This is a genomic window from Acetobacterium wieringae (assembly GCF_026646375.1).
GTDB classification, from domain to species: Bacteria; Bacillota; Clostridia; order Eubacteriales; family Eubacteriaceae; genus Acetobacterium; species Acetobacterium wieringae_A.
This window is the reverse complement of the sequence record NZ_JAIPPU010000011.1, coordinates 94,323-111,125: the sequence shown is the minus strand read 5'-3', so window position 1 is coordinate 111,125 and position 16,803 is coordinate 94,323. Positions and strand designations below refer to the sequence as shown.

Genomic DNA, 16,803 nt, shown 5'->3' with positions numbered 1-16,803 from the left:
GTCTAAACGATATTGATCAAATATAAGGTATTATAACTTCATGATGATTCATACCCAAAAGTTGCTTTGATCAGTTCTATTCTAAAATCTTCACCTGATGCACCAAACACCCACTAAATAAAATTACTTTGCCTCCCTTTAATTATATAACCTGTGCCACGATCGCAACGTTTTGTCCTTGACGTTTTCTATAAAGATGGTTATCATTAAAAAAAAACGAAGTGAGGCACCTTATGATTCCAGAACAAATGCTTGAAAAAATCCGTAAGCTCTGTAAAGACCTCGACGGTCTGTCTCAAGAGAGCTTTGCCAAGGGAATTAAAATGTTTGCTGCCCAAAAGGCCGAATCCCAAACAATCAAAGTGAGTGGTGGCATCAGCAAAAAAGAATATGATCGTCTTTCAGAAATTCCGGAATATTGCCAGGCAACGGAGATCATCGCCGATACGCTAACTCTGTTGGAAGCACTGGATAACCTGGAATGGGTTTATAACGACCTAATTCGGAAACTGTATCATATCAGACCAGAAATCCCCCAGACTCCCGATGATGATGAAAATGTATATTCGTTGGAACCACCATTTACACGATCAAAGTTTTTAAATTAAACCCATGATTTAAGGAGTAACCCATGGATAGTCAAGAACCAAAACATCAGCGACGACCTCGCTATAAAGGGACGCACCCAAAAGCATATAAAGATAAGTATAAAGAACTACAGCCCGAGAAATATGCAGATACGATCGAAAAAGTGATTAAAAAGGGCAGTACTCCGGCTGGAATGCATCGCTCCATTTGTGTCGATGAAATATTAAATTTTTTACAAATTACCCCCGGTCAAACGGGATTGGATGCAACCCTTGGTTTTGGTGGTCATACCCAGGCAATGCTTAAATGTTTAGGTGGCAAAGGACATTTATATGCCCTGGATGTGGATCCCATTGAATTACCCCGCACCCAAAAGCGTCTGGAAAACCTGGGTTACGGTTCCGAGCTTCTAACCGTCCGACAAATGAATTTCTCCAGTGTTGATCAAATTGCTTTAGAATCGGGGCCGTTAGATTTTGTATTGGCGGATTTAGGGGTTTCATCGATGCAAATTGATAATCCTGAAAGAGGGTTTTCATTTAAGTTTGAAGGGCCGCTGGATCTGCGTTTAAATCCTGAAAAAGGCATTTCTGCTGCTGACCGTTTGAAATCAATTTCTGAATATGAGTTAGAAGGTATGTTCATTGAAAATTCCGATGAACCCAATGCCGCAGCAATCGCACATGCTGTTATTTCACAACGGAACAAAGGTATCAGTATCAGAACAACGACACAACTCCAGGAAATTATCAAAGATACCCTAAAGTTCATTCCCGGTAGCAACAGCAAAGATGCCATAAAAAAATCATGTCAACGCTGCTTTCAAGCCTTACGGATTGATGTTAATGATGAATATGAAGTGTTATATGAATTTTTAGAAAAACTTCCTTCAGTGCTGGCACCAGGTGGACGGGTGGCCATTCTTGCTTTTCATTCCGGTGAAGATCGCCTCGTTAAAAAATCCTTTCAACGTCTTTTTCGTGAAGGGATCTATCGGGAAGTCGCACCCGGTCCAATTCGACCATCTGCTACCGAGTGCAATACCAATGGCCGTGCCCGTTCAGCTAAATTACGGTGGGCAATCAAAGCGTAGTTTATGATGCTGACCCTGGGTTGTCGTACAAGTTAAAAACCCAGCGATAATCACACTTTAGATTATAACTGGGTTTTTAACTTGTTTGACAACTATAATTGCCAAGCATCGCTTAAGCGTCGCATTGAGCAGCTTTGGCTTAAACGACCTACAAAAAATACAAGACCCTGCCGGACACAACTGTCAGACAAGGTCTTTGTACGCATAATTTATTTAAGCCGCCTGGAAAATCGACTCAAATTCCGGACCGTCAACTTTTTCTTTCTCAAGTAGCATTTCACCCAGTCGGTTTAACTTGGTAATATTTTCATGAAGCAGGGTCAGCGTTCGCTGATAAGCGTGATCAATAATCTCTTTGACTTCAGTGTCAATAATGCTGGCTATCTCACTGCTACAATTTTTAAAGCCATAATCCAGGCCGTCATAGGCCCCATCATTTTCAAAAATCATATTGCTTAATTTTTCACTCATGCCATATTTGGTTATCATATTCCGGGCAATCTGATTCACCCGTTTTAAATCGTTGGATGCGCCAGTACTGATCTCATTCAATACAATTTCTTCAGCTGCCCGACCTCCTAAAGCGATGATGATTTCCTCGATCAGTTGCGACTTGGTGTGATAGCTCTGATCTTCTGTTGGTCTGCTGGCGGTATAACCACCAGCCATTCCCGATGGAATAATTGTAACCCGATCAACATTTCGACTTGAAGAAACCAGCTTGATGGCAATCGCATGCCCTGCCTCGTGATATGCCGTTACTTTTTTGTCACGGTCACTCATGACATGGCTTTTTTTCTCCGGCCCCATCATCACCTTAAAAGCCGCTTCTTTAATAGCCTCATTGCCAATCTCCTTTTTGTGACCTCTGGCAGTTAACAAGGCTGCTTCATTAAGCAGGTTTTCCAGATCAGCACCGGTAAAACCTGGAGTAAGTCTGGCCACTTCACCCAATTTTACATCATCGGCCAGAGGTTTGCCTTTGGCATGGACATTGAGAATCTGCTCTCTGCCGATAATATCCGGTAAACCAACCGTTACCCGCCGATCAAATCGGCCGGGTCGCAGCAGCGCCGGATCAAGCACATCCGGTCGGTTTGTAGCCGCCAGGATAATCACTCCTTCGTTGATGCCAAAACCATCCATTTCGACTAGCAATTGATTTAAGGTCTGCTCCCGCTCATCATTTCCGCCACCGGCATTAGCCCCACGCTGTCGGCCAACTGCATCAATTTCGTCTATGAAGACAATACAGGGAGCATGTTTTTTTGCCTGCGCAAACAAATCACGAACCCGGGATGCCCCAACGCCTACATAAATTTCGACAAAGTCTGATCCACTGATACTAAAAAACGGTACTTCAGCTTCGCCAGATATGGCTTTTGCCAAAAGCGTTTTGCCAGTACCCGGCGGTCCAATTAGTAGAACACCTTTGGGAATTCTGGCCCCTAGATCGACAAATCGTTCAGGAGCCTTAAGAAATTCAACAATTTCTTCCAACTCTTCCTTGACTTCATCAGCGCCAGCAACACAGGTAAAATTTACATTTTTATGATCATCCTCCAGCAATTTAGCCCGACTCTTGCCCATTGCCGTCACCCTATTGCCACCCATACCACCTTGCTGTCGCTGACTTACCCCGAACCAGACTACCATCAGGAGCACCAAGCCCATGGTTGTCACGGCTGAAAACCACCAGGGGATTTCCATTGGCTTTGAAACACTAAATGACTGGATCAGTTGTGAATCCAATGCTTGGGTAAATCGTTCGGAAGCTGAAGTGATGTCTGGCGGAACAACAATCTCATAAGTAGTGGCACTGCTGTTTTCATCCACAGCTGAATTGAGCTGAACTTCAGCCATCTCTCCTTTTAATACAATACTACTGACATTTCCCGATTGAATTTCTGTTAACAGCTTTGAATAACTCATACTTTGAGGTTCATTTTTCATTGTGCTAAAGACAATTAATCCGGCAATGATCGTAAAAACGATCAAAAATATGCCTTGTTTTTTAAGATATTTCAACGTCCAACCTCCACTAATCTGATCGTAAGCAACGACCTTATAACGATTGGACTGATGCGATCATTTTTCGTATTTCCCTGAAACTTCACTTTTGTTTGACCTGCTTTCTTTTATTTTTTTAAATGATTGATCATTTAATTATTTCTTAAGAAATAGCGCAATTGTTAGTGTGGTTTTGTCAACAATCACGCTTCTTTTTTATTTTTCATTTACCAATAAGGTACTCTTGATCATTTCGATCATTTCCTGTAACAGTTCGGCTCGTTCCGTCCTGGTTATATTATTATTTGCGGCTATTGCCTTGACTGGCTGGACAATCATCGCCAAAATATTTTCGTGGTGATAATCTTTTATAATTTCCCGATGCTTCAAGTCCGCAACCAACTGCTTAATTTTTTTGTAACCGTCAATTTCTGAACAACTCCCCACTAATGATGGTGCATTGGAAAACTGGTCAACAAAACTGAAAATTTCCTGGTTTGCCTCAATGTAAGCATAATAGCTTCCTATTAGACCTTCAATGAGTTGATGATGGTTCATTCCATAATGAACCCGACTTAAAACAAAGCGACAGATTTCTTCGGCATATTCCCGATAGATCACCTGAAGCATTATTTCCTTGCTGTCAAAATAAGTATAGACCGTCGCTGGTGAAACCCCGGCCGCCTTGGCAATTTTAGAAATCGACGTCCCGTGAAACCCCTCTTCTAACGTGAGTTTTACGACCGCCTCTTTAATGCTTTTCTCTTTTGCATCATCTCTTTTTCGCAAGTGCCACCTCCTCCTGACTAATTCAATAGTAAATGACCATTCGGTTATTGTCAATCTTATTACACAGAGATTTTAAAAATTAATTTTCTTTTAAATTAAATTGTTTTAGTGGTCCACTGAGAACAGTCCCAGACTTCATTGACAAAGCTCTGATAAAATTCCGGTTCATGACAGACCATCAGAATCCCACCATTATAGGCTGCTAGCGCCCGCTGCAGCTCGGCTTTGGCATCAGCATCAAGATGATTGGTGGGCTCATCCAAAACTAGAATATTGGTTTCCCGGTTAATCAGTTTACAGAGACGAACCTTGGCCTGCTCACCACCACTTAATACCTTGACCATGCTTTCGATATGCTTGCGGGTCAAACCACATTGGGCCAGGGCCGAACGCACCTCATTCTGATTCAGAGACGGAAACTCGTTCCAGACCTCTTCAATACAGCTAGTGCGAATATCCTGATCCATTTCCTGTTCAAAATATCCGATTTGCAGTTTTTCGCCCTGTTCAACGGTTCCGGCAACTGGAGGGATCAGGCCCAGAATACTTTTTAGTAGCGTCGTTTTACCGATGCCGTTAGTACCCTTTAAGACGATTTTCTGTTTCCGTTCCATCACCAGATTCAAGGGCTTGGACAATGGTTCATCATAACCGATGACCAGATTTTCGGTTTCAAAGACCCGGCGGCCAGTAGCTCCGGCTTCTTTAAAATGGAAGCGGGGTTTTGGCTTTTCCGAGGCCAGCTCAATGATATCCATCTTATCCAGTTTTTTCTGACGTGACATAGCCATGTTCCGAGTGGCCACCCGCGCCTTGTTGCGAGCAACAAAATCTTTTAACTCGGCTATTTCATTCTGCTGTTTATTGTAAGCAGCCTGTTCCTGGGCTTTTTTGGCTTCCAGAACTTCCTGGAATTTGGCATAATTTCCCACATAGCGGGTCAGCTTCTGGTTATCCATATGATAAATCAGATTAATGACTGAATCAACGAAGGGCAGATCGTGGGAAATCAGAATAAAGGCATTTTCATATTCATTGAGATAACGCTTTAACCATTCAATGTGCTGTTCATCGAGGTAGTTGGTCGGCTCATCCAACAGCAAAATATCCGGTTTTTCCAGCAGTAATTTACCCAACAGCACCTTGGTGCGCTGACCGCCACTGAGCTCGGTGATATCTTTATCCATCCCGATATCGTTTAAACCCAGGGCATTTCCCACTTCCTCTACCTTTGAATCAACCAGATAGAAATCGTGAAACTCCAGCAATTCCTGGAGATCCCCCACCTCTTCCAGACTTTTTTCCACTTCTTCGGGACTGTCTTCAGCCATTTTTTCATAAAGCAAACCGATCCGGCTTTCAATCTCCAGCAGAAAATCGAAAGCTGAGGTCAACACATCCCGGACGGTCATCCCTGGTTGTAAAACGGCATGCTGATCAAGATACCCGATCCGCACATTTTTGGCCCATTCCACTTTGCCCTCATCCGGCATCAGACGGTTCGTAACAATATTCATGAAGGTCGACTTACCTTCGCCATTTGGTCCGATTAAACCGATGTGCTCTCCCTTTAACAACCGAAACGAGACCTGATTAAAAATCGCCCGATCGCCAAATCCATGAGAAAGATTCTCGACATTTAAAATACTCATTCATTCTCCATTTCTTTTTTTCGCAATTAAAAACACTTCCAGATTTGCGTTACCGATCAGGAAGTGTTGAAATTTATCCGATGATTCTAACTTTTTTATTATAGCACAGTCTTCTTTATAGTTCCATAGTCGAAAGTGCGATTCTTGCTTTAAAGCGTTTTTTGATAGTTTCAAATGTCGATAATGGACTCCAATTGAGCTTCCTCGGGTGCCGGCCGCTTTTGATAAAACCCAAGGAGCATTAATGCCAGCACCGAAGCAATGGCAACGGTCCAATACACCTGCTTGAATCCATAATTAAGCGTTCTCTGAAATTCATTTTCAAGCTCTGTTTTTTTGTTGTCAATCGCTGCCAGATAATTATCTTTTGAATGTTCAAAGGCTCCCGGTACGGCGTTCTTCATGATTGTCAGCTGACTTACCATGGTCGTTAACTGGTTTTTTACATCCGCCATCGCATCAATGGCTCTCCCCATCTGAGCCTGATTTGCCTGGGCCGAATCGAGTTGCTCTGACAAGTCTGAGATGGCACTCTCCAACGCCCAGATTTTGCCATCAAGATCGTCAATGGTTTTTACGTCGCTGAGTTCATCCAGTACAGTTTGTGGTAGCTGGTTGCGTACACTTTCCGGAATCATGCTGACCACATCCATCGGAGCAGCACTCATGGTTGCTGCTGGCCGAGATCCGGCCATTCCGGATGGCATTCCTGCAGGTGTAGCCACTGTCATTTGTGCCGCTGCAGCCGCCATCATCTCTGCCATCGTCACACGCAGACTTTCGAGCTGGTAAAGTGCTTCTTGCTGGCCTAAAAGTGCTGCCTCCATGCCAGCAATGCCAGCGCCAATGCCATCATAACCGGTTCGCAATTCGGCGATGCTTCCATCTAGTTGGCTAATCCCGGTATTTAACCCATTGATTCCATTATCGATGCCGGCATTAATTTCGGCAATGGTATCCGGCATCATGATTGCAAACATTTGTGCTGCAAAGGTTTTACTGTTTTCTGTGATGGTAGTGACGTCCGACTCCTTCATCAGGGCAACCAAATCCTCTGGAATATCATTTCCACCATTTTCGTTCATATTGATTGTGATCGTCTGCTTAGCTGTTAAATCCGGTAAGCTTACAGTCGCCAGCTGATCACCAATGTTCTCATTGCTTTTTAGCTGATTAAATTCATCTGTCAGTTCCTGAGCATAAGGTAAAGTCGGCACGTTCACCTCCGTTGGCAATAGATTCATTACGTTTGACTGCACCGACAACCCCGCATGGGCAATAAAACCAACCATAATCGCCGGGGCTACTGCCGTTCCAATCGATCGAATCAAAGAGACAGTGGCCAGCGCCGAATTGGCCTCATCCGCTTCGGTGTTGTCCAGCATCATATAGTTAATCGGGGTTCCCATGGTAAAACCGATTCCCAACCCCATCAAAATCAGACTAATCACCACTGTCAAGGTACTGGGATAATTAGTTGTCACAAAAATCAAAAACAGTGAACCGATACACGAAACCAGAAAACCAAATCCGAGGGTTATTTTTACCCCGAATTTATCGATGAGCTTGCCAGAGAACGGTGCACCAACTCCGGCAAAAAGACCAAGAATTATGACATAGTAACCACCTTTTCCAGTTGGTGTTTTCATCGCATTTTCGCAAAACTGAGGGACAAAAATCATCCCCATGATGACCATCCCAGTGATAAATGACAATACCAGAGTAATCAAGATATTGGTGTTTTTAAAATAGGTTAAGTTGATGACCGGATCGTCAGCTTTTTTCTCCACCAGAATAAAAATCGGCAGTAACATTATAAAAATGATCAAGAATGGATAGACATCCGTGCTGAGAAAGGTATTTTTAAAATCAAAGAAGTCGATGTTCTTCAAACCATAAAGGATGCAGAGAACCATGATGGTGACGATGGTGATTCCGCCGATATCGATTTTTTTGACATTTTCAATCCGGGTGTTTGGCAAACAAATGAGTCCTGCCGCCAGAATAAAAATCGTAATCGGCACATTAATATAAAAAATATACTGCCAATTGGCGGTTCCAGCTAAATCCAGAATGGCACTGCCAGCGGAGGCACCAAATATATTAGCAATCCCATAAACTCCTCCAACCAAACCCAAGGCCATGCCCCTCTTCTCTTTGGGAAAGGTGGTGCCAAATTCGGCAGTTGCCACCGGGACGATGCCACCACCACCGATGGCCTGAACCGCTCTTGCCACCAGCAGCATCGGAAAACTGGCAAAACTCTGAGCTAAACCACAAAATAGTGAACCCAGACCGAAGAGCAAGATGCTGAGAAGATAAATATATTTTCGACCAAAACGGTCGGCCAGCTTCCCCATTACCGGTATACTGGCCGCATAAGCCAGGGTATACATGGTAATCATCCAGATTCCAGTTTTATCGTCAACCATTAGGTTGGTTTGAATTACCGTTCTGGCCGGGGTGACAATGCCGGTATCCAGCGCTCCCATAAAAATCCCTAAAAGGTATACCACCATGATCATCCCGTAGCTGATTTTTTTATTCTGATTTGTCATTTGATTCTCAATCCTCCCTTTTTCACTGATGATCCGCAGCGCCCGTTTCATTAAGCCTAGCCACATTGTCAGCGATTTTTTTGGTAATTTTGCTATAGTGCTCAATCTCTTCATCACTTATGCCTTCAAAAAAAGACTGATTCCATTCATTCAGCGCCGCCTCCATTTTCCCAAGAATATTCTGACCTGCCGAAGCAATGGAAATCAGATTTTCGCGTTTATTCTCAGGGTTCTGATGACGCTCAATTAGACTTTTGTCCTCCAGTTTTCGCAAAGTTTTGGCGATTGCTCCTTTATCCAGCATAAAATGCTGAGCAATAGCGTCTTGATTGACCTCAGTGTTTGAAGCTAAATACATCAGAATCACCTGTTCGGGAAACCCTACTCCAGAATCATGTAAACGTCGTTCACAGAACAACTTACTGTGACGCACGATTATCGAAAGATTATTCATTAACATTGTTTACCTCACTCAGATATTTATACTGTTGTCTTTGCAACTGTTGTATCGTCAACTATAGTAGCACAGTAATCTGAACCTGTCAACAATAAGCAGGTTTCTTTTTTTTAACCATACGTTTGGCAAAAGCCTCTTCAGATATGCATAGTAAAAATAAAAATGCTCCTACTACAGCTGCTTAACGATTAATAAATTAATCACTAAGCTGTAGAAGGAGCAATATCTCATTTAGTTACTATAAAGAATTCGAGAATGTTTATATAATTCTTCTCTAAATGTTGGGGTCATGATCCCACCCAAAACCGCATAAACACTGATAAACGAGGATTTACCTGGTATACATACTTTGTCTGCAAACTTTCTTGCATATTCCCGCTGCTTCGCCTCACTGGTTGTGGCCGGATCAAAGATTTCAGGTATCAAGCCTAAACATATCCGATCACCATGCTCTTCAAAAAGCTTTAGGGTATCATTCATGTTTTGTGGACTCCATGAATCCCATCCGGCATCAAGAATGCACTGAATGCGGGATTCGATATGACCACAGCTATGTAGATCAGCCCACAGTCCTTTGGCATGAATATGGTCAGTCAATTTCCTCATGTAAGGAACAATCATTTCCCGAGCAGTTGCTTCAGAGAAAAACGGCGATCGTTGTGACCCCCAATCATCATGTACGGTAAAACCATCAATGTGGTCATAATATTGTATGAATTTGTCCACAATGCGACACGCCAGATCAGTGGTCGCCTCAAAAATTTCCTTGACAGCCTCTGTCTGATCTTCATCAATCAGAGCTTCTGCTGCTCTTTCAAATCCCATAAACGAAATAAGTCGTTCGAACCACCATCCGTTGATCTGCCAAGCCAGGACAAACCCATTACCATTCAAAAAAGTACCATTGTTAGCTTTGGCACTGCCTTCCCAATCCCAACTATCAATGTCGGGAAACTGTAGCACTTCTTTCCATTCGTTGGCGTCATTTAGAATATGATTGCCAGGTCTCACCATGGAACCCTGAGCATCGGGAACGTATTCCCATGGTATCCCGAACATGTCAATACCATCCTGGGGCGGCATCATATTCGCTTCAAATACAAAGGCCCTGGCAATATTATCTGGGATTACGCTCGGACAAAACAATGCCGACTCGTTTCCCAGACTTTCCCAGACCGGTTCTTTTTTCATGGTTCTTAAGTAATTTTCTTTCATCGACACTGGCGAATTGTAAACAGGGTCTGTGGCACCAAAGAAATTTGGTATTTCTGCAACTACCTGAAGTTCTTTAGGATCGAATGGTATTTTATTCATTGTTATTTTGCCTCCAGTTTCCAATAAATTTTATGCTCGTTAATTTTACCCGATTCGGGATGTAGCATGATGCGCCAAACGACTAGCTTTCGTAGGAAGTTCATGATGACAAGAAAGATAATAAACGTTTTCACATCAAATAAACCTACCTAGTGTAGGCATTATGGTGCCAAGTTTACGAAACACTCGTATAAAAACGACCAACTCAGCTGGCAATTCATCTCAAACATCTAATTGAACGCATTTAATTAATTTAAAACTTAACCGGTTAAATTTATATCATTGTACAATTTTACGAATTTAATGTCAACATATTTCCAATTAATTCTGGTGTTTCTGCATATATTATTAATGCTTATTATTTCTGCTATTTTTTCTAAACTATACAATTATTTAAATATATATAAAAAATAGTTGCCGTACCTCAGTCGCAACGACAACTACTACAAATTATTACTTTTTGATATTCTGATTCTTGCTATTCCCAACTGTGATCTTTTTACTAACTACTTACTAATCAACTGACGATTGATTCAACAGTTTGGATCATCGTTTATTCTAATTCACCGCCCTTTTCGATGCTTACTTCTAGGGTTACTTCGGGCCAGATAAAAATAAAGCATTGCCTGAATCAGGGTGACCAGACCCATAATGAATTTTTCAAACCAGGTGACGCCGAATAGGTTACCCAAGGTATTCAAACAGGCAAATAAAAACGACAGCCAGAGATATATTTTTGAAGTAAGATTAAACTGTCTATATTCAATCACTCCAGCAGATACAGCAATTAGCGGTAAACCAAAGCTCACCACAATCACTCCGATAATCGACGCTTCAAAAAAGAGCACCGCCATTAAGATCAGCGCAAAAATCAACCATCCGATATAGAGTTTTTTATAGTCTTTGACCCGAACCAGCCCGGAAGCGGCCGCAACTACCGGAATGCCATAGATCATCATGACAATGCTGGTAGTCGCAGTGCGAACCGCCGCTTCATAACTTTCCAGCCGACCGCCACTGATCGATTCATAAGGTAAAATTTTGAGAATGACAAATAAAAACACAGCGATTGTAAAAAAATTCAGAATAATAATGCCCTTACCCGCAGTTTTTCTATTGAATTTCATCGTACCCTCCCTTTTGATTGTAATTTTGCGTACTAAACCGTCAAAAATAGTCTGGGAGCAGTGCCACCGAAACGTCCTTAAGCTGCGTCCAACTTACCTCACCGCACTTAACCATGCAGGGGCTCGTAAGACTTTTCTGGAGAGGTTCCGGGAGTAGTTGGAATCCCAGTTTTTTATAAAAAACTGGATTGATGTCTGAAAAAAGAAAAATGAACACCTCACCGTCTTTTTCAAGCTGTTGAATACATCCTTTTAGCAGAGTCCTGGCATAGCCATTGCCGGTGTGCGGCTCTGGTGTCAGCACCGAGCCAATGCCATAGGTAGGTATCCCCAGCACTGGTTCCAGAGTCAAAACAATCAATGAACTGACCAAATCACCCTCCCGATCGATAACATAGCGTTTTCCGAAGGCATCTTCTTTGGCGTTGTCATGAATGTACTCTGCCAGGGTTCTATTTTTATGCCAGATCTTGTAGGCTTCTTTGAATAAAAGCGTTCGCTCTGCTTGAGTAGCTTCCCGGATTCTAATCTGTCGAGGTCCAGTCTTTAGATAGGCTTGCCACTCCTCATAAATTTGACAAAGCTCTGCATCCAAATAGGTCAGAGCCTTTTCTTTAAGCGCTTTGGGTACCCCATAATATGCTTCAGCAATGGCCCCGGTGATGGCAGCCAAGGTGTCACTATCTCCCCCGACGGAGATGGCCGTCCGGATGGCATCCTCAAACGATATGGATTCCAAAAAGGCCTGAATGGCCTGAGGCACCGTTTCCTGACAGGTTTCATTAAACTGGTAGCTATCCCGAAGTTCATCAATGGTAAAATCCCAGTGATAGAAATATCCGTCTATCCGTTCTCGAATGGCTGCTTTGCTAGCTCCATTACGAGCCATGTAAATAGCTAGGACAGTCGCTTCTGCACCTTTTAAACCTTCTGGATGATTGTGGGTAACCCGGGTAATTACTTCTGCAAGCATCCGAGCTTCAGTTTCGGATCGCGCCGCAAAGGCCGCCGGACTAATCCGCATGGCGGCACCGTTACCGTAACTGTTGTAGGGCTGGGGATTATCACAAAAAACCCATTGCCCAAATCGACCACCATAGCCGCAATGGGGGTATTTTTGACCAATTTTCTGCATCCATTGCACGGTTAATCGTTCTACCCGCTGATAGTATTCGCGATTTCCCAGCTCATTATCCAGGGGAAAACAGCCAGCTTGACCTGCTTCCATGATCGCTTTGGCAACCGCAAGCGTCATGATGCTATCATCCGTAGCCTCGCAGGCTCTGGTAAACAGGTCAAAGTCCTTGCTCCGATGATTATTAAATTCAAAACGGGAACCGACAATGTCCCCGATAATCGCACCCAGCATATTGCTCTCCTTGTTCCGTTTTTATTTTGCGATGACTGTTTTATCTAAAAAATCAATGACCTGATCCGCCATGAGACGGTGCCCGGCTGGACTCTGATGAATCCCATCCAAATATAGATCGTTGTCACGCCAGTCGCCGGCAGTACTGAAATCCAGAGTTAAAATTTGGGACGTGGTGGTATAATAACGCAACCACTGGCAATAATCTGCGATCATCACCGCAGCTTTTTCAAAGTCAACCAGCTCCCCGCCTTCTTTAAAGGTTACCGGCAGATGAATCGGTGGGGGGATCGCCACAAAAACCTGAATCCCCTTCGCTCTGGACTGATCAACCATGGCGGCCAAATTCTCAGCCGCCTGTTCCCAACTACGGTTAAAAAAGACATCGTTATAGCCACCCATCAGGATCATCCCATCGGGTTTTGCCTGAAAAACCTGTCGTTGAATCCGTTTTAGCATTCCGACGGTGGTATCGCCACTGACGCCCCGATTGATCATTTGAATTCCCGTCTTTGTTGCTGCGATCACATGCCATTTATCTTCTCGGGACACCTGATAGCCAAAGGTCAGGCTGTCACCAAAACATATTATCTTCACCATTTTCTCCTTAGCTGCGTACCGCTCTTGCAGTTGTTATAGACTCAGTTTATCACAGCGCAATCGGTTTTACAATTACAGAAACCACCTTTTTCCAGGTGGTCTCTAAGGATTTATTATTTGATTGACGATATGACTATTTTGCTAAGCCTTCCTGATTTTAAATTGATCGATCATCTGTTTCAGTAACACGGATTGTCCGGAAAGCTCCTGACTGGCCGCCGCACTTTGTTCGGCGGTAGCCGAATTCTGCGAAACAACCTGAGCAATCTGATCAACCCCGGTGTTAATCTGGGCAATACCCGTGGCCTGTTCATTGGAAGCACCAGCAATATTCCCAATTAAGCTGGTAACCTTGCCGATACCGGTGACGATTTCGTCCAGAGCCCCGGCGGTGTCATTCGCTATTTTTGTCCCTTCCTGTACATTACTAATCGAACCTTCAATCAGAATCGTCGTCTCTTTGGCAGCTTCAGCACTTCTGGCGGCTAATGTTCGAACTTCTTCGGCTACCACTGCAAAACCCTTGCCATGCTGTCCCGCCCGGGCGGCTTCGACGGCGGCGTTAAGGGCCAGGATATTGGTCTGAAACGCAATGTCATCAATAACCTTGATAATTTTAGAAATATCTTCAGACGATTTATTGATTTCCACCATTGAGCGTTGCATCTCGGTCATCTGATAATTGCCTTTTTCGGCATTTCCCATTACATTGGTGGCTAATTCTCTGGCCTTGTTGGCATCCACAGCGTTATTTTTGGTCTGATCAGCAATTTCAGCAATTGAAGCGGTCAGTTCCTGTATCGAGCTAGCCTGCTCGGTGGATCCCTGGGCCAATGCCTGACTGCTGTCGGACACCTGATTAGCGCCAACATTGACCTGTTCAGCAGCGATGTTAATATCACCCATGACTTCGTTGAGCGAGTCAATAATTACATTAAGGGCATTGGATATGGTTACAAAATCGCCCCGGAAGGCTTGAGCTTTTGCAATATCCAGATTCCCCAGCGACAATTGTTCAATTTTCTCGGTGATTTCGCCAACAACCTCCTCGAGCAGTGTGGCTGTGGAGTTGACACTCTGCTTAAGTAAAGCCACATCGCCACGATAAGCGCCACTGATCCGAACTCGTAGGTTTCCATTAGAAATAGCTGTCATGACGTCTTTCACTTCGCCCAGAGGTTTATTCAATTCTTCGAGAATGGCATTCATGCCGCCAACCACTTCCCGCCAAGCTCCCTGGAAGGTACTGGCATCGGCTCTTACCTGAAGATTTCCATCAATGACGCCATTGGTAATCATGTTGGCATCATCAATCAGGGTGCCAATTGATTCTTTAACCAACATCAAACTGTTATTGATTTCACTAAACTGAGCACTGACTTCTGAGGTATATTCATCAGCAGCGATACAATTCATGTCAAAATCAAGATCACCTTCGGCCAATCGCATCAGATTCGCACCAAGACGAGTGACTTCCGATTTGGTATAATCACTGACTCGAATCATCGGGGTAAGATCAGTGACTACTTCGATAAAACCGATGTTTTCACCATTTTTGTTCTTGAGGTAGGCCGTCGCCTGTTTATTGCTGCGACCAACCCATTCAAAATAACTTTCTGTCTGGCCACAATCCACCAGTTGTCTGATACCGCACCCATGGGTCTGGCAAATACTGGTCCCAGCATTTAAACAATCCATCCCGCAGGCTGAACTACGATCTTTAATTACCCCATTCTCAATCATCAGAGCTTCAAAAGCATGATTCATAAAGGTCCATTTCAGATCATTATCCGTGACATGCACCGGGAATGGAATTCCATCGATGATCGCCTCATACCAGAACATCTTGTCTACAACCGTGTCCAGAGTCTGATTAACACCAGCAATAACCTGTGCATATTCACCAGAGTGGTTGTTCACCGCTGCCCGCCTGGTGAAATCTCCCTGAATGGCCGCATCGGAAAGCATAATGGTGTCAGAAACCAGGTTGCCAATCGATTCTTTAATTGAAACCATGCTGCTACCCAGCACATCTTCTGAGGATTTCGGCTGAATGTCAATCGATAAATCGCCTTTGGCAATTGCTTGAGCGGTTTCTGACTGTTCCCGGATGTTTTCGGCCATATTTACAAAAGATCGGGTCAACTCACCGATTTCATCATCTTTGGCATCTTCAGCCATGGTTTCATCAATATTGATATCTCCCAACGCCAGTCGGTCAGCCGCAGCGGCCAGTCGGGTAATCGGTCGAATGAAATTTCGGGTTGAAGCCACAATGATTCCCAGAATCACGATCAGTCCCAAACCAAAAATCAGTAACATCATTGTCCGAATTCCTGAGAAGGTTTCACTAAACTCTGCCGTTGGGAGCCCAGTAGCCAGCACCCAACCGGTGTTACCGATTTCGGTGACATACCCCTGGCTTTCGACGCCTCCAGTTGTATAGGTGATCGGACCGGAGGTTTTATCCATCAGCGCCGCAATGATGTTTTCTGACATATCAGTATCCGCGAGCGTACCATTGCTATACTCTTTATTGGGATGGTCAAATACCATCCCGCTGCTGGTTGAAACCACAAAAAATCCACTTTCACCAATTTTGTTTTCTGCGATGATCTCTTTGATCCGATCGATGGAAACATCCACGCAGGTGGCTCCCACCAGCTCCTGGGTTCCCGGTTTAAATACCGGGGCAACGACACTGACAATGATCTTCTGGGTCGTGATATCCACATATGGCTCCGATATAAAAACCTTTTTTTGCGCTACCAGTTCTTTGAACCAGGGTCGGGCATTTATGTCATAGGATGGATCAGACACAACACCGTCTGATTGGGTAAATTGACTGGAGTCGACGTCAGCAATCCAGGCCACCTGAATATTTTGGGGATCTGACGCTGCAACGTTGACCAGATGCTGCTTAATTTCCGGAAAATTGGCAGTTGAAGTAATACCCACCCCCGGTGTGACCTGATTGAACAGACTCTGAATTTCCGGACTTGCTGACAATTGACTGGCATCCTCCAGATATTTCGTAAAATATGTTTCGATTTGATTTGAAACCGATTCAGACCGGGCTGATAATTCATTAACCTTAATTTCAGCAATCGACCGATCCACCACATACAAGGCAATTCCAGCGACAGCTGCAAAAATAACCGCAACTGGCACTCCAATCCCCAGTAACATCCGAACAAGTAAACCTCTCTTATGATTCATGCACTTTTCCTTATGATATCCCTCGAT

12 protein-coding genes are annotated in these 16,803 nt (G+C 43.8%); 2 read left to right on the top strand and 10 right to left on the bottom strand.

The window, feature by feature from the left end; all coding sequences use genetic code 11:
• The first annotated feature begins 233 nt into the window (after positions 1–233).
• Both Q7P33_RS11295 and rsmH read left to right on the top strand, forming a co-directional pair.
• On the top strand, positions 234–608 hold the full coding sequence (locus Q7P33_RS11295) for a hypothetical protein (protein WP_303870403.1): 375 nt from the start codon (positions 234–236) through the stop codon (positions 606–608).
• Positions 609–631: 23 nt separating this feature from the next.
• Positions 632–1,681 carry a 16S rRNA (cytosine(1402)-N(4))-methyltransferase RsmH gene (gene rsmH / locus Q7P33_RS11290; protein WP_303870401.1) on the top strand — a complete coding sequence of 350 codons (1,050 nt, stop codon included), beginning with the start codon at positions 632–634 and terminating at the stop codon, positions 1,679–1,681.
• Between the two features lie 213 nt (positions 1,682–1,894).
• Here the strand turns inward: rsmH and ftsH are convergent, their stop codons facing one another.
• The 10 genes from ftsH to Q7P33_RS11240 all read right to left on the bottom strand — a co-directional run bounded on the left by ftsH (position 1,895) and on the right by Q7P33_RS11240 (position 16,776).
• Positions 1,895–3,709 (bottom strand): ATP-dependent zinc metalloprotease FtsH, encoded by a 1,815-nt coding sequence (gene ftsH / locus Q7P33_RS11285; RefSeq protein ID WP_303870400.1) that lies wholly within the window; start codon positions 3,707–3,709, stop codon positions 1,895–1,897.
• A 198-nt stretch (positions 3,710–3,907) separates the two neighbouring features.
• Positions 3,908–4,480 (bottom strand): TetR/AcrR family transcriptional regulator, encoded by a 573-nt coding sequence (locus tag Q7P33_RS11280; RefSeq protein ID WP_303870398.1) that lies wholly within the window; start codon positions 4,478–4,480, stop codon positions 3,908–3,910.
• A 95-nt stretch (positions 4,481–4,575) separates the two neighbouring features.
• A complete protein-coding gene (locus Q7P33_RS11275) occupies positions 4,576–6,132 on the bottom strand; it encodes an ABC-F family ATP-binding cassette domain-containing protein (RefSeq protein ID WP_303870396.1) in 1,557 nt (518 codons plus the stop codon).
• Positions 6,133–6,302: 170 nt separating this feature from the next.
• Positions 6,303–8,756 (bottom strand): MFS transporter, encoded by a 2,454-nt coding sequence (locus tag Q7P33_RS11270; protein WP_303870394.1) that lies wholly within the window; start codon positions 8,754–8,756, stop codon positions 6,303–6,305.
• Positions 8,713–9,150, bottom strand: a complete 438-nt coding sequence (locus tag Q7P33_RS11265) for a MarR family winged helix-turn-helix transcriptional regulator (RefSeq protein ID WP_303870392.1) — start codon at positions 9,148–9,150, stop codon at positions 8,713–8,715. The genes Q7P33_RS11270 and Q7P33_RS11265 overlap by 44 nt, the downstream gene beginning before the upstream one ends.
• Positions 9,151–9,378: 228 nt before the next feature.
• Positions 9,379–10,461: a uroporphyrinogen decarboxylase family protein gene (locus Q7P33_RS11260; protein ID WP_303870391.1), complete on the bottom strand. Its 1,083-nt coding sequence runs from the start codon at positions 10,459–10,461 to the stop codon at positions 9,379–9,381.
• Positions 10,462–11,024: 563 nt separating this feature from the next.
• Positions 11,025–11,588 carry a hypothetical protein gene (locus Q7P33_RS11255; protein ID WP_303870390.1) on the bottom strand — a complete coding sequence of 188 codons (564 nt, stop codon included), beginning with the start codon at positions 11,586–11,588 and terminating at the stop codon, positions 11,025–11,027.
• 40 nt (positions 11,589–11,628) lie between these two features.
• Positions 11,629–12,957, bottom strand: coding sequence for a GNAT family N-acetyltransferase (locus Q7P33_RS11250; RefSeq protein ID WP_303870388.1), 1,329 nt, complete (start codon positions 12,955–12,957; stop codon positions 11,629–11,631).
• Positions 12,958–12,978: 21 nt separating this feature from the next.
• Positions 12,979–13,557 (bottom strand): GDSL-type esterase/lipase family protein, encoded by a 579-nt coding sequence (locus Q7P33_RS11245; RefSeq protein ID WP_303870387.1) that lies wholly within the window; start codon positions 13,555–13,557, stop codon positions 12,979–12,981.
• Between the two features lie 141 nt (positions 13,558–13,698).
• Positions 13,699–16,776: a methyl-accepting chemotaxis protein gene (locus tag Q7P33_RS11240; RefSeq protein ID WP_303870386.1), complete on the bottom strand. Its 3,078-nt coding sequence runs from the start codon at positions 16,774–16,776 to the stop codon at positions 13,699–13,701.
• Between the last annotated feature and the right edge of the window lie 27 nt (positions 16,777–16,803).

Excerpts from the sequence above, each read along its gene's own strand:
- Q7P33_RS11265 (WP_303870392.1), bottom strand. The coding sequence starts at position 9,150 with ATGTTAATGAATAATCTTTCGATAATCGTGCGTCACAGTAAGTTGTTC.
- Q7P33_RS11260 (WP_303870391.1), bottom strand. The coding sequence starts at position 10,461 with ATGAATAAAATACCATTCGATCCTAAAGAACTTCAGGTAGTTGCAGAA.
- Q7P33_RS11295 (WP_303870403.1), top strand. The coding sequence starts at position 234 with ATGATTCCAGAACAAATGCTTGAAAAAATCCGTAAGCTCTGTAAAGAC.
- Q7P33_RS11250 (WP_303870388.1), bottom strand. The coding sequence starts at position 12,957 with ATGCTGGGTGCGATTATCGGGGACATTGTCGGTTCCCGTTTTGAATTT.
- Q7P33_RS11255 (WP_303870390.1), bottom strand. The coding sequence starts at position 11,588 with ATGAAATTCAATAGAAAAACTGCGGGTAAGGGCATTATTATTCTGAAT.
- rsmH (WP_303870401.1), top strand. The coding sequence starts at position 632 with ATGGATAGTCAAGAACCAAAACATCAGCGACGACCTCGCTATAAAGGG.
- Q7P33_RS11240 (WP_303870386.1), bottom strand. The coding sequence starts at position 16,776 with ATGAATCATAAGAGAGGTTTACTTGTTCGGATGTTACTGGGGATTGGA.
- Q7P33_RS11245 (WP_303870387.1), bottom strand. The coding sequence starts at position 13,557 with ATGGTGAAGATAATATGTTTTGGTGACAGCCTGACCTTTGGCTATCAG.
- Q7P33_RS11270 (WP_303870394.1), bottom strand. The coding sequence starts at position 8,756 with ATGTGGCTAGGCTTAATGAAACGGGCGCTGCGGATCATCAGTGAAAAA.
- Q7P33_RS11275 (WP_303870396.1), bottom strand. The coding sequence starts at position 6,132 with ATGAGTATTTTAAATGTCGAGAATCTTTCTCATGGATTTGGCGATCGG.